Origin of the sequence: Roseicyclus mahoneyensis, assembly GCF_003148775.1 — a bacterium.
In the GTDB taxonomy this organism is placed as follows: domain Bacteria; phylum Pseudomonadota; class Alphaproteobacteria; order Rhodobacterales; family Rhodobacteraceae; genus Roseicyclus; species Roseicyclus mahoneyensis.
Genome location: NZ_QGGW01000002.1, coordinates 397,907 through 422,354, shown reverse-complemented (window position 1 = coordinate 422,354; position 24,448 = coordinate 397,907). Strand labels below are relative to the sequence as shown.

Annotated in this window: 21 protein-coding genes; 16 read left to right on the top strand and 5 right to left on the bottom strand. The window is 65.4% G+C overall.

Annotated elements, in window-relative coordinates:
* Positions 1-64 precede the first annotated feature (64 nt).
* The 9 genes from C7455_RS06895 (at position 65) to C7455_RS06855 (ending at position 9,771) form a co-directional block, all read left to right on the top strand.
* Entirely contained in the window at positions 65-1,180 is a 1,116-nt protein-coding gene (locus tag C7455_RS06895) for an ABC transporter ATP-binding protein (RefSeq protein WP_109666774.1), read from the top strand.
* A 99-nt stretch (positions 1,181-1,279) separates the two neighbouring features.
* A complete protein-coding gene (locus C7455_RS06890; RefSeq protein WP_109666772.1) occupies positions 1,280-2,755 on the top strand; it encodes an FAD-dependent oxidoreductase in 1,476 nt (491 codons plus the stop codon).
* Complete coding sequence (locus C7455_RS06885) at positions 2,752-3,492, top strand: 3-ketoacyl-ACP reductase (protein WP_109666770.1); 741 nt, start codon at positions 2,752-2,754, stop codon at positions 3,490-3,492. Before C7455_RS06890 ends, C7455_RS06885 begins: the two co-directional genes overlap by 4 nt.
* Before the next feature lie 9 nt (positions 3,493-3,501).
* Positions 3,502-5,088, top strand: a complete 1,587-nt coding sequence (locus C7455_RS06880) for a GMC family oxidoreductase (RefSeq protein WP_109666769.1) — start codon at positions 3,502-3,504, stop codon at positions 5,086-5,088.
* 1 nt (position 5,089) lies between these two features.
* Positions 5,090-6,253 (top strand): dihydrodipicolinate synthase family protein, encoded by a 1,164-nt coding sequence (locus C7455_RS06875; RefSeq protein ID WP_109666767.1) that lies wholly within the window; start codon positions 5,090-5,092, stop codon positions 6,251-6,253.
* A gap of 9 nt (positions 6,254-6,262) precedes the next feature.
* A complete protein-coding gene (locus C7455_RS06870) occupies positions 6,263-7,276 on the top strand; it encodes a LacI family DNA-binding transcriptional regulator (protein ID WP_109666766.1) in 1,014 nt (337 codons plus the stop codon).
* A 23-nt stretch (positions 7,277-7,299) separates the two neighbouring features.
* Complete coding sequence (locus C7455_RS06865) at positions 7,300-8,505, top strand: glycerate kinase type-2 family protein (protein ID WP_109666865.1); 1,206 nt, start codon at positions 7,300-7,302, stop codon at positions 8,503-8,505.
* A gap of 3 nt (positions 8,506-8,508) precedes the next feature.
* Positions 8,509-8,817 (top strand): Dabb family protein, encoded by a 309-nt coding sequence (locus C7455_RS06860; protein ID WP_109666764.1) that lies wholly within the window; start codon positions 8,509-8,511, stop codon positions 8,815-8,817.
* A gap of 60 nt (positions 8,818-8,877) precedes the next feature.
* A complete protein-coding gene (locus C7455_RS06855; protein ID WP_109666763.1) occupies positions 8,878-9,771 on the top strand; it encodes a glycosyltransferase family protein in 894 nt (297 codons plus the stop codon).
* A gap of 4 nt (positions 9,772-9,775) precedes the next feature.
* Here C7455_RS06855 and C7455_RS06850 read toward each other — a convergent pair whose 3' ends face one another.
* A complete protein-coding gene (locus tag C7455_RS06850) occupies positions 9,776-10,993 on the bottom strand; it encodes a PP2C family protein-serine/threonine phosphatase (protein WP_245904248.1) in 1,218 nt (405 codons plus the stop codon).
* Positions 10,994-11,206: 213 nt separating this feature from the next.
* Between C7455_RS06850 and C7455_RS06845 the strand changes: the two genes are divergently transcribed.
* Positions 11,207-11,533, top strand: coding sequence for an Hpt domain-containing protein (locus C7455_RS06845; protein WP_109666760.1), 327 nt, complete (start codon positions 11,207-11,209; stop codon positions 11,531-11,533).
* A 6-nt stretch (positions 11,534-11,539) separates the two neighbouring features.
* Here the strand turns inward: C7455_RS06845 and ilvA are convergent, their stop codons facing one another.
* The gene (ilvA, locus tag C7455_RS06840) at positions 11,540-12,787 is read right to left on the bottom strand and encodes a threonine ammonia-lyase IlvA (protein WP_109666758.1); all 1,248 of its coding nucleotides are present in this window, start codon (positions 12,785-12,787) and stop codon (positions 11,540-11,542) included.
* 39 nt (positions 12,788-12,826) lie between these two features.
* Entirely contained in the window at positions 12,827-13,615 is a 789-nt protein-coding gene (locus C7455_RS06835) for a hypothetical protein (protein WP_109666756.1), read from the bottom strand.
* Between the two features lie 83 nt (positions 13,616-13,698).
* On the opposite strand from C7455_RS06835, the gene C7455_RS06830 reads away from it, so the two are divergent.
* On the top strand, positions 13,699-14,925 hold the full coding sequence (locus C7455_RS06830; RefSeq protein ID WP_109666755.1) for an argininosuccinate synthase: 1,227 nt from the start codon (positions 13,699-13,701) through the stop codon (positions 14,923-14,925).
* A gap of 11 nt (positions 14,926-14,936) precedes the next feature.
* On the opposite strand, the gene smc is transcribed toward C7455_RS06830, so the two are convergent.
* Positions 14,937-18,392, bottom strand: a complete 3,456-nt coding sequence (gene smc / locus C7455_RS06825) for a chromosome segregation protein SMC (protein ID WP_109666753.1) — start codon at positions 18,390-18,392, stop codon at positions 14,937-14,939.
* A 348-nt stretch (positions 18,393-18,740) separates the two neighbouring features.
* Here smc and rsfS point away from each other — a divergent pair, with 348 nt between their 5' ends.
* Together rsfS and rlmH are read left to right on the top strand one after the other, a co-directional pair.
* A complete protein-coding gene (rsfS, locus tag C7455_RS06820) occupies positions 18,741-19,130 on the top strand; it encodes a ribosome silencing factor (RefSeq protein WP_245904254.1) in 390 nt (129 codons plus the stop codon).
* A gap of 12 nt (positions 19,131-19,142) precedes the next feature.
* On the top strand, positions 19,143-19,613 hold the full coding sequence (gene rlmH / locus C7455_RS06815; protein WP_109666750.1) for a 23S rRNA (pseudouridine(1915)-N(3))-methyltransferase RlmH: 471 nt from the start codon (positions 19,143-19,145) through the stop codon (positions 19,611-19,613).
* On the opposite strand, the gene C7455_RS06810 is transcribed toward rlmH, so the two are convergent.
* On the bottom strand, positions 19,610-20,380 hold the full coding sequence (locus tag C7455_RS06810) for an ABC transporter permease (RefSeq protein WP_245904247.1): 771 nt from the start codon (positions 20,378-20,380) through the stop codon (positions 19,610-19,612). The two genes, rlmH and C7455_RS06810, sit on opposite strands and share 4 nt — an antisense overlap.
* Positions 20,381-20,661: 281 nt before the next feature.
* On the opposite strand from C7455_RS06810, the gene C7455_RS06805 reads away from it, so the two are divergent.
* From C7455_RS06805 to C7455_RS20600, 3 genes are all read left to right on the top strand, one after another.
* Entirely contained in the window at positions 20,662-21,852 is a 1,191-nt protein-coding gene (locus tag C7455_RS06805; RefSeq protein ID WP_109666749.1) for a KpsE/RkpR family capsule polysaccharide export protein, read from the top strand.
* A 12-nt stretch (positions 21,853-21,864) separates the two neighbouring features.
* Positions 21,865-22,518 (top strand): ABC transporter ATP-binding protein, encoded by a 654-nt coding sequence (locus C7455_RS06800; RefSeq protein WP_109666747.1) that lies wholly within the window; start codon positions 21,865-21,867, stop codon positions 22,516-22,518.
* A gap of 144 nt (positions 22,519-22,662) precedes the next feature.
* Positions 22,663-24,448: M10 family metallopeptidase C-terminal domain-containing protein (locus C7455_RS20600; protein ID WP_170119016.1), on the top strand; the 1,786-nt coding region annotated here is incomplete at its 3' end.

The window sequence follows — 24,448 nt, the reverse complement described above, 5'->3', positions numbered from 1 at the left end:
GCGTTTCAAATTCCGAACGCGCGGAGCACCTGCACCGCGCCGGGCAATCCGGAGGATTGAAGCCATGGGCTTTCTGGATATCAACAACGTCACCAAGTCCTACGGCGCGGTCGAAGTTCTGCACAAGGTCGACATCTCGGTCGAGGAAGGCGAGTTTCTGGTGCTGGTCGGCCCGTCCGGCTGCGGCAAGTCCACCCTTCTGAACATGATCGCGGGGCTGGAGGGAATTTCCTCAGGCGAGATCAAGATCAAGGACCGGGTGATGAACGGCGTCCACCCGTCGCGGCGCAACATCGCGATGGTATTCCAGTCCTACGCGCTCTACCCCAACATGACAGTTGGCCAGAACATCACCTTTGGCCTCGAGATGCATGGCACGCCCAAGCCCGAGCGCGACAAGGCGATGGCCGACGTGGCCAAGCTGCTGCAGATCGAAAACCTGCTGACGCGCAAGCCCGGCCAATTGTCGGGCGGCCAGCGCCAGCGGGTCGCGATGGGCCGGGCGCTGGTGCGCAACCCCGATGTGTTCTTGTTCGACGAACCGCTGTCGAACCTTGACGCCAAGCTGCGGGTCGACATGCGGACCGAGATCAAGAAGCTGCACCAGAAGCTGGGCACCACCATCGTCTACGTCACCCACGACCAGATCGAGGCGATGACGCTGAGCACGCGGATTGCGGTAATGTACAACGGCTATGTTCAGCAGTTGGGAACACCCAAGGAGATCTACGACAACCCCGCCAACCTGTTCGTGGCAACCTTCATGGGCAGCCCTGCGATGAATGTGCTGACCGTCAGGCTTGAGGATCGCAACGGCGCGCTACACGCGCTGACCACCGGCGCCGACGGGCAAGAGCGGGCACTGAGGATCGATAATGCGTCTGCCGCCTATGCCGCCTACAAGGGGCGCGAGGTGATCCTTGGCATCCGCCCCGAGGCGATCACCGACCCCGAAGGCGCCGACCGCAACGCGCGCAACATTCAGGCGCTGACGAACACGGTGGGCGTGACGGAACCGGCGGGGGCCGATACCTTCGTGACCATGACGCTGGCCGGCAAGGATTGCATCGCGCGGATGCGGGCCGATGCAGATGTGCGCTCGGGCCAGCCGTTTGATTTCGCGGTGAACATGGACAAGGCCGTCTTGTTCGATCCCAAGACCGAGGATCGCATCGCCTGACACCACGCCCGCGCGCCGGATGGCAGCGGGCGTCTCTTTATGCTGGAATTGGAACGATCCAAAAGTTATGAGAGAGACAGTGAAAAGGATCGTGGGCGGATGAGCGACGCCGACATCATCATCGTCGGCTCCGGCATGGGCGGGGCGACGCTGGCCGCCGGGCTGGCGCCGTCGGGAATGCGCGTGCTCATCCTCGAGCGGGGGGAACGTCTGGCCGATTGCCCTGAGGCGCGCGACCCGGTGGCGATCTTCGGGCGCGGGCATTTCCGGCCCCGCGAGAATTGGCTGACGCCCGAGGGCGTGCCGTTCAACCCCGGCAACTATGCCTTCGTTGGCGGCAATTCAAAGTTCTACGGCGCCGTGATGCTGCGCTACCGCGAAGCCGATTTCGCGCCGATCCGGCACATCGGCGGCACGACGCCCGGCTGGCCCTTTCCCTATGCCACGCTTGCACCCTGGTATGACCGGGCCGAGGCGCTTTATCAGGTACGGGGCGATGCGGGCCCTGACCCCACCGAGCCCGCCCATGGCGCGCCCTATCCCTTCGGTCCGGTGCCGCACGAACCGGCGATTGCCGATCTGGACCGGCGATTGCGGGCCGCGGGCCTTCACCCCGCGCCGCTGCCGCTGGCCGTGGACCTCGACCGTTGGCTGGCGCGGTCAGCGACGCCTTGGGACGCGTTTCCCGACACCACGGGCGGCAAGCTCGATGCCGAAACGGCGGCGCTGGCGCTGGCTTTGCGTCACCCCAATGTGCAGCTGCAGACCGGCGTGACGGTGGAACGGCTGGAGACGGAGGGGGGGCGGATCACCCGCCTGCTGACCAGTGCGGGGCCGATGACGGCGCCGCGCGTCGTGCTGGCGGCGGGCGCGGTGATGACGGCGGCGCTGCTCCTGCGCTCGGCCGATGCGGACCACCAGCGGGGGGTGGCGAACGGCTCCGATCAGGTCGGGCGGAACTTCATGAACCACAACGCCTCGGCCGTGCTGGCGCTGTCGGGGCGGCGGAACCGCTCGGTCTATCAAAAGACGCTGCAGATCAACGACTGGTACCTGACCGGCGGGCCGCAGGGCGAACCGCTGGGCAATGTGCAGCTTCTGGGTCGGGTTTCGGCACCCATCCTTGCGGCGCAGGCCGGGTTGCCAGGGCCTGTGGCAAAAGTGATCGCAGACCGTGCCATCGACTTCTACGCCATGTCCGAGGATCTGCCCGATCCCGAAAGCCGCGTGACGGTAAAGGGTGACGCCATCGTGCTCGATTGGCGGCGGTCGAACTGGGATGCGCATCTGGCCTTGGTGGCCGCCTTGAAACAGGCGCTGCGCCGCGCGGGATTTCCGGTTGTTCTGGCCAAGGCCTTTGACCGTACGACACCCTCGCATCAATGCGGGACGGCGAGGCTGGGCGATGATCCGACGGCAAGCGTAACGAACACGTTCGGGCGCTGCCACGATCACCCAAATCTCTGGATCTGCGACGCCTCCCTGTTGCCGACATCCGCGGCGGTGAACCCGTCGCTGACCATCGCGGCGCTGGCGCTGAGGCAGGCCGACCGGATCGCACAGGAGGCGACATGAAACGCGCGTTGATCACTGGGGGACAACAAGGCATCGGGCTGGGCATCGCCGAGGCCCTGCACACGGCGGGGTGGCAGGTGGCGCTGGCCGCCGAGGTCGTACCCGACTCAGAGGTGGTTCAGGCCGCACTGGCCGCGATGCCGGGGGCGACCTATCACCGGCATGATCTGGCGGATGTCTCGTCAGTCGCCGCATTGATGGACGCGGTAGGGCCGGTGACGACGCTTGTGTCTAATGCGGGCGTTCCGGCGATGGTGCGGGGCGATCTGCTGGACATGAGCGTCGAGAGCTTCGACCGCTGCATCAGCGTCAACCTGCGCGGGGCCATGTTTCTTGCACAAGAAGCGGCGCGGCGGATGCTTGCCCTGCCAGCCGATCCCTATCGCGCGATCTGTTTCATCACCTCGGTCAGCGCCAGCATGGTCTCGCCCGACCGGGCGGAATACTGCATCTCCAAGTCAGGCGCGGCGATGATGGCGCAGGCCTTTGCGGCCCGCCTTGCGCCTGATGGTATCGGAGTCTTCGACATTCGCCCCGGCATCATCGCCACACCGATGACGGCGCCCGTGCGCGACCGCTATGACGCGCGCATCGCCGACGGCCTTGTGCCGGCCCGCCGCTGGGGTAGGCCCGCTGATATCGCGCAGACCATCGTGCCGCTAGTGCGCGGCGATTTCGCCTTTGCCACCGGTACCGTCATCCCCGTCGATGGCGGGCTGTCCATCCACCGGCTCTGAGGGAGCACCATGGCCGAAGGCTACGACTACATCATCATCGGCGGCGGCAGCGCGGGCTGCGTGCTTGCGGGCCGGCTGTCCGAGGACCCGGCCACGCGTGTCCTGCTGCTGGAGGCGGGCGGGCGCGACCGGCATCCGTTCTATCACCTGCCCGCAGGCTTCGCCAAGATGACCAAGGGCATCGGCTCCTGGGGTTGGGAGACAGTGGCGCAGCGGCACATGAAGGGGCGCGTCTTCAACTACACACAGGCCAAGGTGATGGGCGGCGGATCGGCGATCAACGCGCAGATCTACACGCGGGGAAATGCGCAAGATTACGACGAATGGCGGCAGATGGGCTGTGACGGCTGGGGCTACGAGGACGTGCTGCCCTATTTCCGCAAGGCCGAGGATAACGACACCCACGACAACCGCTACCACGGCAAGGGGGGCCCAATGGGCGTATCACAACCCAGCGCCCCCTTGCCCATCTGCGAGGCCTATTTCGAAGCGGCGAAGGCGCTGGGCATCCCGCGGAACATGGACGTGACCGGCGAAACGCAGGACGGCGTGGCCTTTTACCAGCTGACGCAAAGGCACGCGCGCCGGTCATCTGCCGCGATGGCCTATGTGACGCCGAACCTTGGCCGCGCGAACCTGACGCTGCGGACCGGCGCGCAGGTGCGGCGGATCACGGTGGAGGCCGGTCGCGCAACGGGGGTGGAGCTGGTGGACGGCACGCGGATCACGGCGACGCAGGAGGTGCTCTTGGCTTCGGGTGCCATCGGTTCGCCGCGCCTGTTGCAGCTGTCCGGGATCGGGCCAGCAGATCATCTGCAAGATCTGGGCATCCCCATCGTGCTGGACCAGCCGCAGGTGGGGGCGAACCTGCAAGACCACCTCGACCTCTATTGCATCGTGGAACTCAGCGGGCCGCACAGCTATGATCGCTACGCGAAACCGCACATGGCCGCGCTGGCGGGGCTGCAGTATCTGTTGACGCGCAAGGGGCCGGTGGCGTCCTCGCTGTTTGAAACCGGCGGGTTCTGGTATGCTGATTCCGATGCCCGATCCCCCGACATCCAGTTTCATCTTGGCCTTGGCACCGGGATCGAAAAGGGCGTGGCGGTGATGCCGCAAGGGGGCGTGACGCTGAATTCCTGCTACCTGCGCCCCCGGTCACGCGGCACTGTCCGGCTGGCGTCCAGCGATCCGGCCAAGGCCCCGCTGATCGACCCCAACTACCTGCAAGATGCCCGCGACCGCGAGATGTCCATTCGCGGGCTCAAGCTGACGCAGGAGATCATGGGACAGACGCCACTTGCCAAATTCGTCAAGGCCGAACGCCTGCCGGGACCGGATGTGCGGACCGATCAGGAGTATTTCGATTTCATCTGCGAACATTCCAAGACCTCGCACCATTGCGCAGGGACCTGCCGCATGGGGTCGGACCCGGCGGCGGTGGTCGACACCCGCCTGCGCTTCAACGGGATCGACCGGCTGCGTGTGGTGGACAATTCCATCATGCCGACCGTGATTTCCTCCAACACCAATGCCGCAGCGATCATGATCGGCGAAAAGGCCGCCGACATGATCCGCCAAGACGCGAGAGGCTGAGATGTGGCTTCCGACCTATGACAAAACGCTCGAGGACTATCGCCTGACCGGCGAGCCTTTGATGCCGCGCGCGCCCTCTGTCACGCTGACCCGCACGGCCTTTGCCGCCGCCCATGTGATCAGCGACCCCTTGGCCGAACGCGACCCGTGGCAGGGCCGCCCGGCGGTGGATTGGGACGCGACATTGGCCTTTCGCCGGAGCCTCTGGGATCAGGGGCTGGGGCTGGCCGAGGCGATGGATACCGCGCAGCGCGGCATGGGTGTGGATTGGGCGACGGCCAAGGAATTGATCGTGCGCACCATGCGGGAGGCCAAGGCCCACCCGATGCGTCCGCGCGTGGCCTGTGGGGCGGGGACGGATCATGTGGCGCTGGTAGAGTTGACCAGCACCGACGCGATCATCGCGGCCTACCGCACGCAGATGGCGGCGATCGAGGCGGCAGGAGGGCAGATCATCTTGATGGCCACCCGCGCGCTGCCCGCGATCAAGGCGGGGCCGGAGGACTATGCCCGGGTTTATGATATTCTTATACAAGATTTAAAGGAACCGGTCGTCCTGCACTGGCTGGGCGCCATGTTCGACCCGGCCCTGACCGGATATTGGGGCGCGGCAGATATCGAGACGGCGAACAGCGTGGTTCTCGACCTCATCAACCGCCACGCGCCCAAGATCGACGGCATCAAGATCAGCCTGCTGGATCAAGCGCATGAAGAGGCGTTTCGCGCGAAACTGCCCGCGGGTGTGCGCCTCTATACCGGCGACGATTTCAACTATGCCGCACTGATCGAGGGGGACGGCACGCATCATTCCCACGCGCTTCTGGGCATCTTCGCCGCCATCGCGCCCGCCGCCGCGCAGGCGTTGGAGGCCTTGGCCAAGGGCGACAGCGCGACCTATCATGCGCTTCTGGCCCCCACCGTGCCGCTGAGCCGCGAGATTTTCAAACCGCCGACGCAATACTACAAGGCAGGCATCGCATTCTTGAGCTGGCTGAACGGCACGCAGCGGCATTTCATCATGCCCGCGGGCTTCCAGTCTTCGCGCGAGATCACGCATTACGCGCAGGTCTACCGACTGGCCGATCAGGCGCGTCTGTTGCAAAACCCCGACCTTGCCGAAGGTCGCATGCGAACGCTCTTGGCCTTGCACGGCATCGGAGGCTAACCTGCCGGCATGATCCGCCGCCCCACCATCCTCGATGTCGCCGCCCGCGCGGGCGTGTCGAAATCCACCGTCTCGCTGGTTCTTCAGGGCTCAAAACAGGTGCGCCCGGAAACGCGGGAGGCGGTAGAGAAGGCGATGGCCGAAATCGGCTATGTCTACAACCGCGCGGCGGCAAATCTGCGCTCGGCCTCGGTCGGGTTGGTGGGGCTGGTCATCAACGACCTGCGCAATCCGTTCTTCACCGAATTCGCCACCAGCCTGCAGATGGCGCTGGCCGCCGAGGGCTATGCGACCGTCATCGCCAATTCCGACGAGGATGCGGAGCTGCAGGCCAAACTGGTCGGCTCGATGATTGAACACGGCGTGTCGGCGCTGGTGATCTCGCCCGCATATGGCGCAGCGAGCGATACCTTCGACCAGCTGGCCCGCACCGGCCTGCCGGTGTTGCAGGTGCTGCGCAAGATGGATGAGCGGACCAGCATCTTTCCCTTTGCCAGTTTCGACTATGCCAGCGGAAGCGCCAAGGCGACGCGGCACCTTCTGGAACAGGGTGCGGCCAGCGTCGCCTTTGTCGGTGGTCTTCCGGGCCGGGCGATCACGCGCGAGCGCAAATCGGGCTGGCGCGAGGTGCTCAAGGCCGAGGGGATCGAGGAAATCGCGCTGCACGGCAAATCCAGCCGCGCTTTCGGGATGCAGGCGGCGGATCAATTGATGGCCGACTACCCAGACGTGGACGCCGCGCTGTGTTTCAACGACCTTGTGGCGCTGGGTCTGATGGCGGGATTTGCCCGCGCGGAGCGGCCTGTCGGCAGCGGGTTCCACGTCGTGGGCTTCGACGATATCGAGGAAGCAGCGCAAAGTTGGCCACAGTTGTCCTCGGTCGCATGCGATATCTCAGGGTTCGCCCGCGATACCGCCGCGCGCCTGCTGCACTGGATGGTCGAGGGTCAGAGGCCCGAGCCCGAGTTTCGCAGCCCGGTCCGGCTGATCTCCCGTGCCTCAAGCTTGGGGCCGACCGAGTGACGCCGCCCGACCTGCTGCGCGCGATGTTCGACCGTGCGGTCGCCGTCGCCGACCCGATGCAGAGCCTTGCCGCAAGCCTGCCACCCAAGCCTGATGGCAGGGTGATCGTCATCGGCGCGGGCAAGGCTAGTGCCCGGATGGCCGAGGCAGTGGAGGCCGCATGGGGACCCTGTGAGGGGCTGGTGATCACGCGCTACGGCTACGGGCGACCCTGCGCGGGGATCGAGATCGTTGAGGCGGCGCACCCCGTGCCCGATGCCGTGGGCGTGGCCGCGACAAGGCGGATTCTCGACCTGCTTGCGGGCCTTGGTGAGGGGGATTTCGTTCTCGCGCTGATCTCGGGCGGCGGCTCGGCGCTTTTGTGCGCGCCGGCGGATGGCATCGCGCTGGCGGAAAAACAGGCGCTGACGCAGGCGCTCTTGGCCTCGGGCGCGCCGATCGGGGATATCAACGGCATCCGCAAGGAAATCTCGGCCGTCAAGGGCGGAAGGCTGGCCGCCACCGCCCATCCGGCGCGGATGCTGGCGCTGATGATCTCCGACGTGCCGGGGGACGATCCGGGCGATATCGCCTCGGGCCCCACCGTGGGCCACCGCGGCGATGCGGCGCGCGCGCTGGCCACTCTGGCGCGGTGGGGGGTGGTGCCGCCCGCGTCCATCGCCGCTTTCCTGACAGCCGGGGGCGACCCGCTGCCGCCTGACGATCCGCGCCTCGCCCGCGTGAAGAACGTCATCTATGCCGCGCCAGCACAATCGCTGGCGGCCGCTGCCGATCTGGCGCGGGCCGCTGGCTATGACGTCGACATCCTTGGCGACGCGTTGGAAGGTGAGGCCCGCGAGGTGGCCATGACTCATGCCGCGCTGGCAAGGGCCGCGAAGGGACCGCGCGTGATCTTGTCGGGCGGCGAATTGACGGTAACGCGGCGCGGTGATGGCGTGGGCGGGCCGAACGCGGAATATGCGCTAGCGCTGGCCATCGCTTTGGATGGCGCGCCGGGCATCCATGCCATTGCCTGCGATACGGATGGCGTTGATGGCGCAGCCGAGGTCGCCGGGGCGGTGATCGGGCCTGATACGCTCGGGCAGGCGGCCGGGCTGAGCGTCGATCCTACAGAGGCGCTGGCCCGCAACGATGCCCATAATTTCTTCTATAAAATTAAGGGGCAGGTGGTGACCGGCCCCACCCTCACCAACGTCAACGATTTCCGCGCCATCCTAATCGAGGGGTAAGCCATGCTGCATCATATCGTCTTGATGGAACCCGACAGTGACGCGGGCCTGCGCCGGATCGAGGCCGCCATGCCGATCCTTGTCGCTCTATGCGACGCGCTGCCCGGTGCGACCGGCTTTACCCATGGCCCGAACCGGGATTTCGAGCGGAAATCGGCGCGCTATGCCTATGGCTTTTCGGTGATCTTCAGCGACCGCGCGGCGCATCTCGCCTATGAGGCGCATCCAGAGCACCTCCGCGCGGGCGGCATGCTGGTCGCGGCCTGCCGAGGTGGGCACGAGGGGATTTTCGTTGCCGATCTGGAGGTCTGATCTGGCCAGCGCAGCGCTTTGCGGGCATGTTTCCGCGAAACCGGGCAGGACCACACAGGCATGACCGACACGCATATCTTTTTCGTCGCCGATGGCGCGCGGCTGGATTGGCAATCCTGGCTGCTGGCCGCAAGTCTGGCGCAGGCACACGCGGGGCAGCCGGGCGTGCACCTCTATGCCTATGCAGGCGCCGATTGGCTGCCGCAAATCGGCCCCGTCACCCGCGCGATCTATTCCGAGACCGGGGTCGAACTGCGCCCCCTGCCCCAAGCCCCCGAATGGGCAAAGCCCTACCCGCATGGCAACAAGATCGTGGCTGCGACCGACCGGCGGGGGGATGGGCGCGGGATTTTCCTCGACACCGACATGATCTGCCTGAAACCTTTGACAGCCTTGGCCGCCCTACCCGACACCCATGTCGCTGCAGCGCCCGAGGGGCGGCCGACATGGGGGCCCGACGACCGCTGGCAGCGCGCCTATGACCATTTCCGGCTGCCCCTGCCCGAGGCGCGCGTGCGCCTGCTGCGCGGCAAGCGGCCCGAGCATCTGCCCTATTTCAACGCAGGGCTCATAGCGATGCCCGAAGAGGTCGGGCCCGACGGCAAGCGCTTTGCCAACCATTGGCTGGAGACGGCGCTGGATTTCGACCACCGCTGCGCCATTGCGCAAAAGCGGCCATGGCTTGATCAGATCACCCTGCCGCTGACCATGGCCCGCTTTGGCTATACTGCGCATGTGCTGGACGAGACGTGGAACCACTCGCTTTCCCATCGCGGCGACAGCATCGTGGACACGCCGGACGTGCATATCCTGCATTATCACCGCTGCATGTTCCTTGAGGCGGCACCGCAATGGCCAGGCATCTTGTCGCGCTTCTTCGATCTGGTGCCGAAAGCGCATCATGCCGCCGCCCGCGATGGCCTACGGGAGCTTGGACTGACCGTTGGTCTGTGACGGCTCAGCCGGTTCTGTCCGGCCCGACATAGTCGATGACCACCACAGAGGCGTCATCGCCCAGAGTGTCGGTGCCCGCGAACCGCGCCAGCCCGTCTTCCAATGCGCCAAGGAAGGCAGGGCCGCGCAGATCGGCGTGCTCCGCCACCAACCGCGCCAAACCGTCTTCATCAAGCGTTTCCCCTTCAGCATTGACGCATTCGGTCAGGCCATCAGAATAGATCAGCATCCGGTCGCCCGACCCCAATCCGACGTCGAAACTGGAATAGACGGCTTCGCGCACCAGACCGATCGGCAGGCCACCCTCCCCCACGGTTTCGACCCGGCCATCGGCGCGCAGGACCAGCGGGTGCGGGTGACCCGCCTGCACCATCCGCATCCGACCGGTGCATAGGTTGAGAAAGCCGAGGCACAAGGTGAAGTACCGGTCGCTGCGGATCTCGCTCAGGATCATCTTGTTGAGCCTTGCGGCGGCCATGTCGGGCGACAGGGGGCGCAGGCTGCCATCCTCCATCCGGGTGAGAGCGATGTTCTGATCGGGCGTCGCGGCGCTCAGGATGCCCGAGACCCGCGCCGCGATCATCGCCGACGCGACGCCATGGCCCGAGACATCAAGGCCGAAGGCACCGATCACTGTGTCGTTGACCGGGAAACAGCCCACCATGTCACCCCCGATGGGTCCCGACGCCTTGAGCCACAGCGACACCTCGACCGGGCCGAAACGGCGGAAGCGGTCCTGCATCTGAGCCTGCTGCAGGCGACGCGCCTCCTCCAGATCCTGGTCAAGCGCCGCGTAGAGTGTCCGGATCTCGCCCAGCGCATCGGTCAGCAGGCGGTTCTTGTCCATCACCTCACGCTGCATGGCCACGATGCGTGCGCCGGCGTTCAAGCGGGCGCGCAACTCGGGCGCGCGCACAGGCTTGGTCAGGAAGTCGTCGGCCCCGGCCTCCAACCCTTCGGTCAGCGCACCCTCTTCGGATTTGGAGGTCAGCAAGATGACATAGGCGTAGCCGTCGCGTCGCATGCCACGCAGGCGGCGGCAGAAATCGGGGCCGGTGAGGCCGGGCATCATCCAGTCGCTGATGATCAGGCCGATCGACGGGTCGCAGGCCACATCCAACGCCGCCAGAGCGCTGTCGCATTCCACCACGTCATGCCCCCAGCGGCGCAAGAGCGCGGCCAACATCATGCGTTGGGCGCGGCTGTCCTCAATCACCAGCACCCTCTCGGGGGGGGCGGGGGGCGCGTCGGCAGGCCAACTGGATCTGTCGGGTCGGTGCAACATGGGGTCATCAGTCCGAAGGATCGCACCGCTATGCGCGTCATGTCTTAACGGGCCGTGAAACGGAAAATCCGATCTATCGCAGGGCCTGCCCGCAAGGTCGCGTTAAGTCTTTGGCGACACTCTGGACGTATCGGGAAGGAGATTGCGACCATGATTGACTGGACCCGCCTGAACGGCCTGCGCGCCGATATCGGGGAAGAGGATTTCGCCGATGTCGCCATGATCTTCGTGGCCGAGATCACAGAACATCTCGACCGTCTCGCCGAATATCCGGCCAATGCCACGGCCGCCGATTTCCACTTTCTGCGCGGCAGTGCGGCCAACATGGGTTTTGTCGCAATGGTCGACGCCTGCCGCCGGGCCGAGGCCGCCTGCGTGGCCGGGGCCCCGCCTGACCTTGCCGCCGTTGCCGACAGCTTTGCCGCCTCGCTCGGCGCCATTGCGGCCGACATTCCCGGCATCGCCGATGCGGCCTGAGGCCTGTCAGATCAGGAAATCGGCCAGCACTTCATCGCCGGTGATGTCGCGGAACCCGAACCCGCGAGAGGTGACACGCGTGATCATCGCGTCGAAATTGGCAGGATCATCGGTTTCAATCCCGATCAGCACAGAGCCGAAATTGCGGCTGTTCTTCTTGAGATATTCGAACCGGGCGATGTTGTCGCCCGGCCCCAACAGGTCGAGGAAATCGCGCAAGGCGCCCGGACGCTGCGGCAGGCGCAAGATGAAGTACTTCTTGAGCCCCTGCCAGTTCTGCGCCCGTTCCTTGACCTCTGGCAAACGCTCGAAATCGAAATTCCCGCCCGAGGTGACGCAGACCACCGTCTGGCCCGCGATCTGGTCACGCATCTGCGCCAGCACGTCGACCGACAGGGCACCGGCGGGTTCCAGAACGATCCCCTCGATGTTGAGCATTTCCTGAATGGTCACACAAATGCGGTTTTCAGGCGCGATCAGCACGTCGCGCGGATCAAGTTTGCGCAGAACCTCAAAGGTCTTGTCGCCGATCCGGGCCACAGCTGCGCCATCGACAAAGGTATCGGTGATGGGGATGGTCTGCGGCGCGCCTGTCCTCAAGGCCGCGGTCAGGCTGGCACCGCCCGCTGGTTCCACCAGCGTCAGATGGGTTTGCGCCCCCACCGCATCGAGGTAGGAGAGCATGCCGGCCGACAGCCCGCCGCCGCCCACCGGCAGGATAAGGCGGTCGGGCGCGCGCCCCATCTCGTCCATCATCTCGACGGCGACAGAAGCCTGCCCCTCGATCACATCCGGGTCGTCGAAGGGCGACAGGAAATGCGCGCCAGAGGCCGCGCAATCCGCCTTGGCTGCGGCCAGCGTCTCGTCGAAAAAATCGCCGGTCAGCACGATCTCGACCGTGCCGGCCCCGAAGGTTCTGGTCTTCAGGATCTTCTGCTCGGGCGTGGTCACGGGCATGTAGATGCGCCCCGTCACCCCGAAATGCGCGCAGACAAAGGCCACGCCCTGCGCATGATTGCCTGCGCTGGCGCACACGAAACGGGTGGCCCCCGGATCGGCAGTTCGGATCTTGCGCATGGCGTTGAAGGCGCCGCGCAGCTTGTAGGAGCGGACGGGCGACAGATCCTCGCGCTTGAGCCAGATATCGGCACCAAACCGTTCGGACAGGTGCAGGTTGCGCTGCAACGGCGTGGGCGGGAACAGGTCCCGCAAGGCGCGGGTCGCGGCCCGGGCGTGATCGGCGAAATCGGTCATGCCGCCCGGCGTGCCCCAAAGCCCCCGCGCTGTCCAGTGTCAGTTGAGCTGCCGCCCTTCGACGAGATTGCCGTAGAGCGTGGTCATCAGGGCAAGGTTGAGCAGAACCTGCACCCAGGACAGGACGCCGTACAGCACTTGACCGGGCAAGGACAGGACCATCTGGTCCTGCATCACGCCAAACATCTCGACCATGACAGTCTGCCCGAAGATCACCATGACAAGTTGCTGGATAACGCCCACGACCAGCGCGACCACGATCAGCGGCAAAAAGATCTGGCTGGCGACAGGGCGCGTGACCGCCCAGCTTTCACCGATCGTCATCCGCTCGCCCAAGGCAGCAGCCGGCAACACGAGGCCAATTCGCGTGGCGACCCACGAGGCGCCGAAGACCAGACCGATGCCAAGCGCGATGGCCACCCCAACCGATTGGGTGATGGCCGCCACTATGCCCACCACGATCCCGCCCCCCAGAACGGCCAGCATCACCACCACACCCACGATGAAAGCGCGCCCGAAATAAGCACCGATCCGGTCACCGCGCCAGACCGGCAGAAAACCGTTGCCGGTTTCCTCGAGCAGGACATAACGGTGCCAGCCGACGGCCGCCCAGCAATAGGCCACCACGGCAAAGATCACGAGGAAAAGGCCGCCAAGGATGACGCCGCCGCCCGGCGCCTCCGACATTTCGGCGGGATTACCGACGCCCAGAAACAAAAACCCTACAAATGGAACCAAAAACAGCGCCAGCGTCAGTTGCGCCGCCTGCCTGAGATTGCCGAAAACCTGCTGCACGACGTGCCGCAACAACTGATACCCGTAATCCATCGCACCCTCCGGTCACCTTGCCCCGAGATTGAAAACCCGGTATCGCCCGCGCGGTCAATCCTGAACGCGATGGAGCCCGCCCGATGTCTGCACCCAAGAAGGTCGTTCTTGCCTATTCCGGCGGTCTCGACACCTCGATCATCCTGAAATGGCTGCAGACGGAATATGGCTGCGAGGTGGTGACCTTCACCGCCGACCTCGGCCAGGGCGAAGAACTGGAACCGGCGCGGGAAAAGGCGCTGATGCTGGGGATCAAGCCCGAGAACATCCACATCCTCGACCTGCGCGAGGAATTCGTGCGCGATTTCGTTTTCCCGATGTTCCGCGCCAATGCGCTTTACGAAGGGATGTATCTGCTGGGCACCTCGATCGCGCGGCCGCTGATCGCCAAGTATCTGGCCGAGATCGCGGCACAAACCGGGGCCGATGCCGTCTCGCACGGGGCGACCGGCAAGGGCAACGATCAGGTGCGGTTCGAACTGGGTGTGGCGGCGCTGGAGCCCAACCTGCGGGTGATCGCGCCTTGGCGGGAATGGGACCTGTCCAGCCGCACCAAGCTGCTGGAATTTGCCGAGCAAAACCAGATCCCCATCGCCAAGAACAAGCGCGGCGAGGCGCCGTTCTCGGTCGATGCGAACCTGCTGCACACCTCATCCGAGGGGCGTGTGCTTGAGGATCCGGGGGTCGAAGCACCGGATTATGTCGCCAGCCGGATCGTGGCGGTCGAGGATGCGCCCGACAAACCCGAATTCATCGAGGTGACGTTCGAGCGCGGCGATGCGGTCGCTATCGACGGCACACCGATGTCGCCCGCCACCATCCTGACCAAGCTGAATGAGCTGGGCGCCAAGCACGGCATCGGGATGCTGGATTTCGTGGAAAACCGCTTTGTCGGGATGAAGTCGCGCGGCGTCTACGAGACCCCCGGTGGCACCATTCTGCTGGAAGCGCATCGCGGCATCGAACAGATCACGCTGGATTCAGGTGCGGGGCATCTGAAGGATTCAATCATGCCGCGCTATGCGGAACTGATCTACAACGGCTTTTGGTTCTCGCCCGAGCGGCTGATGCTTCAAGCCCTGATTGACGCCTCGCAAGAGCATGTCAGCGGCACCGTGCGGCTCAAGCTCTACAAGGGCGTCGCGCGGACCGTCGCGCGCTGGTCCGATCACAGCCTCTATTCCGAGGCGCATGTGACCTTCGAGGAAGACGCCGGCGCCTATGACCAGAAGGATGCGGAGGGCTTTATCCAGCTCAACGCTCTGCGTCTGCGGCTGATCGCGGCGCGCAACCGGCGGCTCAAGGGGTAAGGGCTGGTCGCTCAGGCGACCAGCTGCTCGGCCTTTTTCAAATCGACCGACACCAGTTGCGACACGCCCTGTTCGCCCATGGTGACGCCGAACAGGCGGTCCATCCGGGCCATCGTCACGGCATGGTGGGTGATGACCAGAAACCGCGTCGCGGTCTGGCGCGTCATCTCATCCAGCAGGTCGCAAAACCGCGTGACGTTGGCATCATCCAGCGGCGCGTCGACCTCATCGAGCACGCAGATCGGCGCGGGATTGGCCAGAAACACTGCAAAGATCAGCGCCAGCGCGGTCAGGGTCTGTTCGCCCCCTGACAAGAGCGACAGCGTCGACAGCTTCTTGCCCGGCGGCTGGCACAGGATTTCCAGCCCCGCCTCCAGAGGATCGTCGGATTCCACCAGCACCAGCCGCGCCTCGCCACCGCCGAACAGATGGGTGAAGAGCCGGGCGAAGCTGATATTGACCGCGTCGAAGGCTTTCAGCAGCCGCTCGCGCCCCTCACGGTTCAGGCTTGAGATACCGGTGCGCAGCTTGGCGATGGCCTGTTCCAGATCGCTCTTTTCCGCGGCCAGCGTGTCATGTTCCGTCTGCACTTCGGCCGCGTCTTCCTCGGCGCGCAGGTTCACCGCGCCCAGCGCGTCGCGCTGACGGCGCAGACGGTGTACATCGGCTTCTATCGCGTCCGACGGCCGGACAGGGTCGGGCAGGTCGCCAAGACTGTCGCGCAGACCCTCCGGCGTCGTCTCAAGCTCTTCGCCGATCCGCTGGGCGGCTGCCTCGACCGTTTCGCGCGCGGCGTCGCGGCGCGCCTCGGCCCCTGCGCGGGCTTCGCGCGCCTCGGAGGCGGTGCGCTCTGCATCGCGTTCCATGACCACGGCAGCGCGGAGCGCGCCTTCAGCGGCAGACAGCGCATCGGCGGCAGTGGCCTTGCGCAGCTCGGCGGTGGTGATCTTTTCGGCCAGACCCAACCGGCGCGCAGCCAGATCGCCGGGTTTGCTCCGCGCCTCGAGCAGTTGCGCCTCGGTCTCCGCCTTGCGGCTCTGCAATTCGGCCAGACGGGTGGCGGCACTGTCGAGCCGCTTTTGCCAGCTTGCGCTGTCATCGACGATCTTGGCCACACGGGCCACGCGCCGTTCGCCCTCGCGCTTGAGCTCGTCATGGGCGGTGCGCCGCGCCATCATCGTCATCCGCGACGCCTCGACCGTCGTCCGGATATCGTCGAGCCGGGCGCGGGCGGTGCCCAGATCCTCCAACTCGGCCATCGCGCCTTCGGCGCGGGCCAGTTCGGTCTCGGCGGCCTTGGCCTCGTCGCCATGGCGGGCGGCGGCGGCCTGCAGCGTTTCAAGCTTGCCCTGCACCACGCTGCGGTCTGCCTCGACCCGGCTGAGCGTGCGGGACGCATCGGCCAGCCGCGTGTCGGCATCGCGCCGCGCGGCACGGGCGGCGCGGTCGGCTTCGGTCAGATCGGACAGACGGCGGGCCAGCGTCTCATGCGCGGCGCGGGTGCCTGCGGCGATATTGGCGGCATCCAGCGCCTCGGCCCGCAATTCGGACAGGCGGTTGACCTGTTCCAGCCTGCGCGCGGCGGTCGATACGGCATCGGCGGCGGCGACGGCATAGCCATCCCAACGCCACAGATCGCCCTGAGCGCTGACAAGGCGCTGACCGGGGCGCAGCAGCGCTTGCAGACGGGCACCGTCGGCACGGTCGACAAGACCGATTTGCGACAGGCGGCGGGCCAGCACATCGGGGCCGCTGGCGACCTCGGTGATCGGGCGCGCGCCGGCGGGCAAGGCCGCTACCGAGTCATAAGAGTCCAGCTTGGTCCAGCCGGTACCGCCGGCGGCCGTAGACACGCCCGCCTTTAGATCATCGGACAGCGCGGCACCCAGCGCGGCCTCGAACCCCTTGGCCACCGTGATCTGGTCGAGGATCTGGTCGCCCTGCCCGCGTTCGCGGTCGAGCAGTCGGTTCAGCGCCGTCACCTCGGCCTCGAGCGTGCCGGCGCGCCCTTCGGCATCGGCGCGGGCGGCGCGCGCCTCGGCCTCGGCACTCTGGGCGGTGGCACGCGCAGTCTCGGTCTCGGTCAGGGTCTCTTCGGCGCGCGTGGCCAGATCGCGGGCGGCGGTCAGCGCCTCATCGGCTGTGGTGACGTCGCGGGTCAGGGCCGACAGGCGCAACGCGGCCTCCTCCGCGTTGCGCGACGCGGTTTCGGCCTCGGTCGCATGGCGGGCGCGGGCCTTTTGCGCCTCGGTCACGCGACGCTCGGCCGATTGGTGGCGGGCTGACAGGCGGGCGGCTTCTTCGGTGGCGTCGGCCAGATCCTGTTCGCGGGCGCGCAGAACGGTCGCGGCCTCCTCGGCGGCGGCAAGAGCGGCAGCAAGCCGATCCTCGTGGCCTTGCCCCTCGGCACTCAGGCTGGCGCGTTCCTCCTCCAGCCGGGCGATGGTCTCGCCCGCGTCGGCGTTCAACGCGCCCTCTCGGTCGATGTCGCGGGTCAATTGGTCAAGCCGCGCCTCCAGCGTCGTCACCGCAGCCTCGGCCCGGGCGATGTCGCTGTCGAGATTGTCACGCTCCAGCGTCAGGCGCTGCAGGATCGCTCCGGCAATGGCCTCTTCCTCGCGGAGCGGCGGCAAACGCGCCTCGGCGGTCTCGCGCGCGGTGGCAGCGGCGCGGGCGGCGGTCTCGGCCCGTGCGGCGCCTCCCAGCGCCTCGCGCAGCACGGCCTCGGCGCGTTCGACCCCGTCTTGCGCGTCACGCCAGCGCAGCCACAACAGCAGCCCCTCGGCCTGCCGCAGCTCGGCCCCGATCTCGCGGTAGCGCTGCGCCTGCTTGGCCTGCCGCGCCAGAGTGCTGAGTTGGCTGGCCAGTTGCTCCAACACGTCATCGACGCGGGCAAGGTTGGTTTCCGCCCCCTTGAGCTTCAATTCGGCCTCATGCCGACGCTGATACAGACCCGAGATCCCCGCCGCTTCCTCAAGGATGCGCCGCCGCGCCTTGGGCCGCGCGTTGATCAACTCGGAAATCTGTCCCTGCCGCACCAACGCGGGCGAATGCGCGCCGGTCGAGGCATCGGCGAACAGCATCTGCACGTCACGCGCGCGCACATCCTTGCCGTTGAGCTTGTAGGCCGATCCGGCGTCGCGCGTGATGCGGCGCGTGATGTCGAGCGTGTCGGCATCGTTGAACCCGGCGGGCGCCAGCCGTTCGGAATTGTCCAGTTGCAGAACGACCTCGGCGAAATTGCGCGCGCCGCGCTTGCCGGAACCGTTGAAGATCACGTCCTCCATCCCGTCGCCGCGCATCGCCGAGGCGCGGTTTTCGCCCATTACCCAGCGCAAGGCTTCCAGCAGGTTGGACTTGCCGCAGCCATTGGGGCCGACGACGCCCGTCAGACCGTCCCGGATCACCAGATCGGTCGGGTCCACGAAGCTCTTGAAGCCGTTCAGCCGCAGCCGGGTGAATCGCATGCGCAGGGTCCTTGTGTTGATCCGTCGCCTTGGACCGGCATCCTACCCCTACCCCTGCGGCGCGAGTCAACTACACGCCACCGGATATCGGTATGTTCTCGGCCTTATCCCCAAGATATATGCAATATTCCCAGCCATGGATGAGATTGGCGTCACAAATCACAGATTTCGCGGCTGGACGGCACCTGTGACACAGGGCAGGTGGCAGGCTTGGCGGCTTGTGCCGAAACAGAGCGCACCGACATTGAGATTTTGACTGCGGGATGCTATTTTGGAAGCATTCCGGCGCCGGGATCGCACAGGCGCATGTACCAGGAGGATACCGTCCTGACCGGACAAACCCATGCGATGGCTCAGACCATTGCCCCCCGCGCCGCCCTTGCGGCCGACGACGATGCGCCGACCAGCGAAGCGCTGCTTGAGCGGATCATGAACTCACTCGATGACGACAAGGCCGAAGAGGTCGTGCAGATCAGCCTGCACGGCAAATCCTCGATCGCCGATTACATGGTGGTGGCTTCGGGCCGATCCTCGCGTCAGGTGGCGGCGATTTCCGAAAACCTTGCAGACCGGCTGAAGCAGGAATTCGGCCTGCCCTGCAAGATGGAAGGAAAGGACACCGGCGACTGGGTGCTGATCGACGCGGGCGACGTGATCGTCCATGTCTTCCGCCCCGAAGTGCGAGAGTTCTACCAGCTCGAAAAGATGTGGATGCCGACGGGCAGCACTGCACAATAGCGGCAACGCTGCATGCGGGTCCATATTTGCGCCGTCGGGCGCCTTCGCGGCGGGCCCGAGCGTGCGCTTGCCGATGATTACCTGACACGCTTCGACCGGACAGGCCGCGCGATGGGACTGACCTCGGGTGGCGTCATTGAGGTGGAGGACCGCAAGGGCGGCGGCATGGCGGCCGAAGCCGATCTTCTGCGCCGCGCGATTCCCCGGGGCGCTGCTATTTGGGTACTGGACGAGCGCGGTCAAATGCTGACCTCCCCCGACTTCGCCGACCGGTTGGCGGGCTTGCGCGATGCGGGGCAACCCGATCTTGCGATCTGCATCGGCGGCGCGGACGGTCTTGCCCGCGAACTGGTCGCGGAGGCGGGCTTGGCGATCTCGCTGGGACGCATGGTCTGGCCGCACATGCTGGTGCGCGCGATGCTGTCGGAACAATTGTACCGTGCAGCCTCGATCCTTGCGGGCGGGCCTTATCATCGCGCCTAGCGGTTGAGGATGTCCTGATAGTGCCGGCGCAACAAGACTAGCCCCAGAGCCAGCGGGATCAGGATCCACGCCACGACGAGCGGGATCGAGATGTAATCGGGCGCGTAGGTCGGATAGACGCCGGTGCGGAACAGGCCGGTCAGATGGATCCACGGGGTATACCACAAGATATCCTGAACGGCCGACGGCATGTTCTCGTAGATGAAGATCACGCCGGCCGCGAGGAACAGGGGCCGTGTCGCAATCCCCCAGAGCTGCCCCCAGACAGGGAAGAGCCCCGTGAGAAGGCAGTTCAGCGTCCCCAAGCTCAGACCCACAGCCGCCGACAGCAAGGTCGCAAGAACCATGGGCCACATTGTCAAGGTGGCCGAGGCAGGTGTGAACTGCAGCACACCGAAGAAGACGAGAATGATCACCATGAAATTGGTGAGAAAATTCAGGATGAAGCGCGCAAGAATGGCGTCGACCCAAGACACCGCGGGATACATCAAGAGCGGCTTGGAGAAGTTGATCGCACCCTGAACTTGCCCGGCGATGTTGTTGAACAGCGAAAAGACGAGATAGCCGGACGCGTAGAAAAGAATAAAGGAATTGCCCAGCGGTGGAGAGCGCAGAAGGATGGCAAAAACAACCGACATCACGATCAACGCTCCCAAGGGCTCGAGGATCGCCCAGACATAGCCACCCGGCGTGCGGCCATACCGCGTCGACATCTCGCGCAGCATCAGAGCCAGAACGGCGCGCGAGCTTGCGAAGGACCGTGTCACCGCTGGGGCGGCACCGACCGGCGCGCGCGTGAAAGGTGTGTCGGAGGGTGTCAGCGTCGGCTCCAATCTGCTGGCCTTGACCAGACCGATTATGTATGACGAGGCGAGCAAGTTCAAACGACAAGAGCAGGGCCGCGCCCTTGGCCGACGCAGCAGGACCCCAGAAAGCGACACCCGGTCAGGGTCAGCCGGCGCCTTCGGTGCCTTCGGCTGTTTCCATTGCCGCATCTGCAGCACCTGCACTTGCGTCGGCGGCCAAACCTGCTGTTGGCCCGGCTGCCGTGACCGCCGCGAAGCCCGTGGTGACCGACACGGCCAAGCCCCAAAAGCCGGTGTTCAAACCCGTGGCGCGCCCGGCGCGCTTGCGGCGGCGTCACTATGGGTTGGTGCTGTCCTTTTTGCTGCTCGTCGTGGTTCCGGTCTTCTGCATCGCGGCCTACCTCTACAGCTTCGCGCAGGATCAGTACGCCTCGAACGCAGGCTTCACAGTGCGGGCCGACGAGGCGGGTTCCGCGACCGATCTTCTGGGAGGATTGGCCAGTTTCGCCGGTGCCAATGCGACATCGGACGGCGACATCCTGTTCGAGTTCATCACCAGCCGCGAGATGGTGCAGCGCCTGAGAGCGCGCCTGGATCTGGTCGCGCATTACGCAGCGCCCCATGATGTGGACCCTGTGTTTTCCTTGACGCCCGACGCCTCGATGGAAGATCTGGTGGACCATTGGCAACGGGTCGTTCGCGTGTCCTACACCCAGAGCAGCGGGTTGATCGATCTGGAGGTTCTGGCCTTCGACCCGGTGACGGCGCAGACCATCGCTTTGGCCATTGTGGAGGAGAGCCAGAGCCTCATCAACGAGTTGAACGAACAGGCGCGCGCCGATGCGATGCGCTTTGCCGAATCCGACCTCGAGGCGGCCATCGTCCGCCTGCGCACCGCCCGCGAGGCGTTGACCGCGTTCCGCACCCGCACCCAGATCGTCGACCCGGAAAGCGACCTTCAGGGACGGACAGGAGTGCTGAACAATCTGCAACAGCAGCTTGCCGAGGCGTTGATCGACTTCGACCTGCTGTCGGAGAACACCACCAATCCAAACGACCCGCGTCTGGTGCAGGCCGCACGCCGGATCGAGGTGATCCGCGAACGTATCCGGCAGGAACGCGAGAATTTCGTCACGGACGATGTCGGGATCGGCGGCGAGGATTACCCGACCCTGATGGCGCAGTTCGAGGGGTTGACCGTCGACCGCGAATTCGCCGAGCAGAGCTACCGCGCCGCCCTGACCGCCGTCGACGTCGCACGCACCAATTCCGCACGGCAAAGCCGCTATCTCGCGGTCTACATCCGCCCCAGCCTGCCCGAAAGCGCAGGCTTCCCCAAGCGGGAATCGATCATCGCGCTGGCCTTGCTGTTCCTGACGCTTGGCTGGGCCATCATGGCGTTGGTCTACTACAGCATCCGCGACCGGCAGTAAGAGGTCGGGGCGATGATCCGCTTCGAAAATCTGACCAAGGGTTTCGACGTCAACGGTCAGCGAAAGCTGGTGATCGACAACCTGAACCTGACGCTGGCGACGGGCCAATCCCTTGCCCTTCTTGGGCGCAACGGCGCCGGAAAATCGACCCTGATGCAGATCATCGCGGGAAACATGCGGCCCGATGCCGGGCGCATCGTGACAGATGGCACCATCTCATGGCCGGTCGGTCTCGCGGGTGCTGTCCACCCGAACCTGAGCGGAGCCCAGAACACCCGCTTCATCGCCCGTGTCTATGGTGTGGATACCGAGGAGCTTGTCGATTTCGTTCAGGATTTCGCAGAGCTCGGACCACATTTCTTCATGGAGGTCAGAACCTATTCGGCCGGCATGCGGTCGCGGCTGAATTTCGGCCTGTCGATGGGAATCAAGTTCGATACCTACCTGATCGACGAGGTGACCGGCGCGGGCGATGCCTCGTTCAGAGCGCGCAGCGTAGCCTTGTTTCACGAGCGCATGTCGACATCGGACGCGATCATGGTGAACCACAACCTTAGCGAGCTCAAGGAATTCTGTGACGCGGCGCTGGTGCTGGAACACGGCAAACTGACTTATTTCGAGGATCTTGACGCCGCGATCGAGGTGCACAAGCAGAACATGACCTGACAGGCCACAACCCAAGGCTGCAAGTCAGGGTAAACGAGACGAGGCAAATCCCCCGGAATTTCCCCGTCCTGACCACAATTCCACCCCGTCCAGACCGGACCCGCCGACCAGTTTCCTCCGCGAGGAATGGTGGCGGGGGTCAACATGCATCAACTGGTGATCGAAAACACGACGTCGACTGGCCAGTCGGCGCTGGACCACGGCATCACGGATCTGGTCGTCCATCAGACGCCGAACGGGGCGGTTCTCTATTCGAGCTCAGGACCCAATGGAGGGCTGACCGCCCACGCGATCGGCACGGACGGAAGCCTGACACTGCTCGACTTCGCCCTTTACCATGGCAGTTTCGCGTCCGGAGTGCTCGACAGGCTGTCGATCATCAGCACCACCGACGGCGTGCGGATGGTCGTGGCCAGTAACGGCGATGGACGATTGACCGCCTATCAGCTGGGCGCCGATGGCAGCATCAACGGCTTTGGTGCGATCAACGGCCTTGCCAGCACGGATTCCGCCCTTCTGACGCTGGGCCAATGGGGCAGCGACATGCTGTTTCTGGCCAATGAGGGACAGGCTTCGATCGAGGGCTACGCCATCACGGGCTCGAACCAGCTGAGCCAACAGTTCGCATTCAGCAATACGCAGGCGAGCTATACCCAATCGGTCTTCGCGCTGGAAACCGTGACGCTGGGCGGCGTTGATTTCCTGTTGGGCGCCAGCGAGACCGAAAGGGGCGTCTCGGCCTACCGGATCGGGGCACAGGGCCTTGTCGCGACCGGAAACCTGGGCGTCGACGAAGGTATCGGGATCATGGTGCCGACAGCCCTTGCCACAGCCGAGATCGGGGGGCGGGCCTTCGTCCTGCTCGGGTCGGCCCCTGGTGATGGGCTGGGCCAATCAGCGGCGATCACCGTGATGGAACTGCGGGCCGACGGCAGCCTTTGGCCTTCCGATCATGTCGTCGATACCCTGCACACCCGCTTCGGCCTGATCCAGAGCCTCGAGGTCATCACCGCGAACGGCTTTACCTATGTCTTCGCGGCGGGCGGCGATGACGGGCTGACCCTGTTCATCCTGCTGCCCAACGGGCGGCTCCAACTTGTCGACGTGATGACCGACACCTTCGGCATCGGGCTGGAGAATGTCACCTCCATCGCCAGCGCACAGACCGCCAATCGACTGCATCTCTTCGTGTCTTCGGAAATCAGCGCGGGGATCACGGAACTGTCGATCGACACGTCGCGCAACGGGATGATCGTGATTGCAGGCGACGGCGGCGAGACGCTGGCGGGTAGCGCACGCAACGACATCCTCATCGGCGGGGCGGGCAACGATCTGCTGATCGGGTCCTTCGGCGATGACATCATCGAAGACGGGGCGGGCAGCGACACGCTGACGGGCGGCGGCGGGCGCGACATCTTCGTGTTGCGCGCCGATGGCGAGATGGACGTGATCACCGATTTCGAACCGGGGCGCGACCGGCTTGACCTGTCGGACTGGCCCTTTCTCTACGACCCCACGCTGCTGACAATCACATCCACGGCCAGCGGGGCCATCGTAACCTGGCGCAACGAGACACTGGTGATCCACACGCTAAACGGGACCAGCCTGTCGGCAGCCGAGATTCACCGGGCCGTCATCGCATCCCCGACGCGAACGCCAACCTTTATCGAGGAGCCTGAGCCGCCGCCTCAACCGCCGCCACCACAGCCGCCCGCACCACAGCCGCCCGCACCCCAACCGCCTGCGCCGCAACCGCCGCCATCCGCGCCCTTGTACGGCACACCAAACGCCGACTTGCTTCAGGGCGGGAGCGCGAATGACACGATCTTCGGCCAAGCGGGCAATGACACCATCTTCGGCGGGCTCGGAAATGACAGCGTCCTCGGCGGATTGGGCAATGACCTGCTCCATGGCGACGCCGGAAACGACA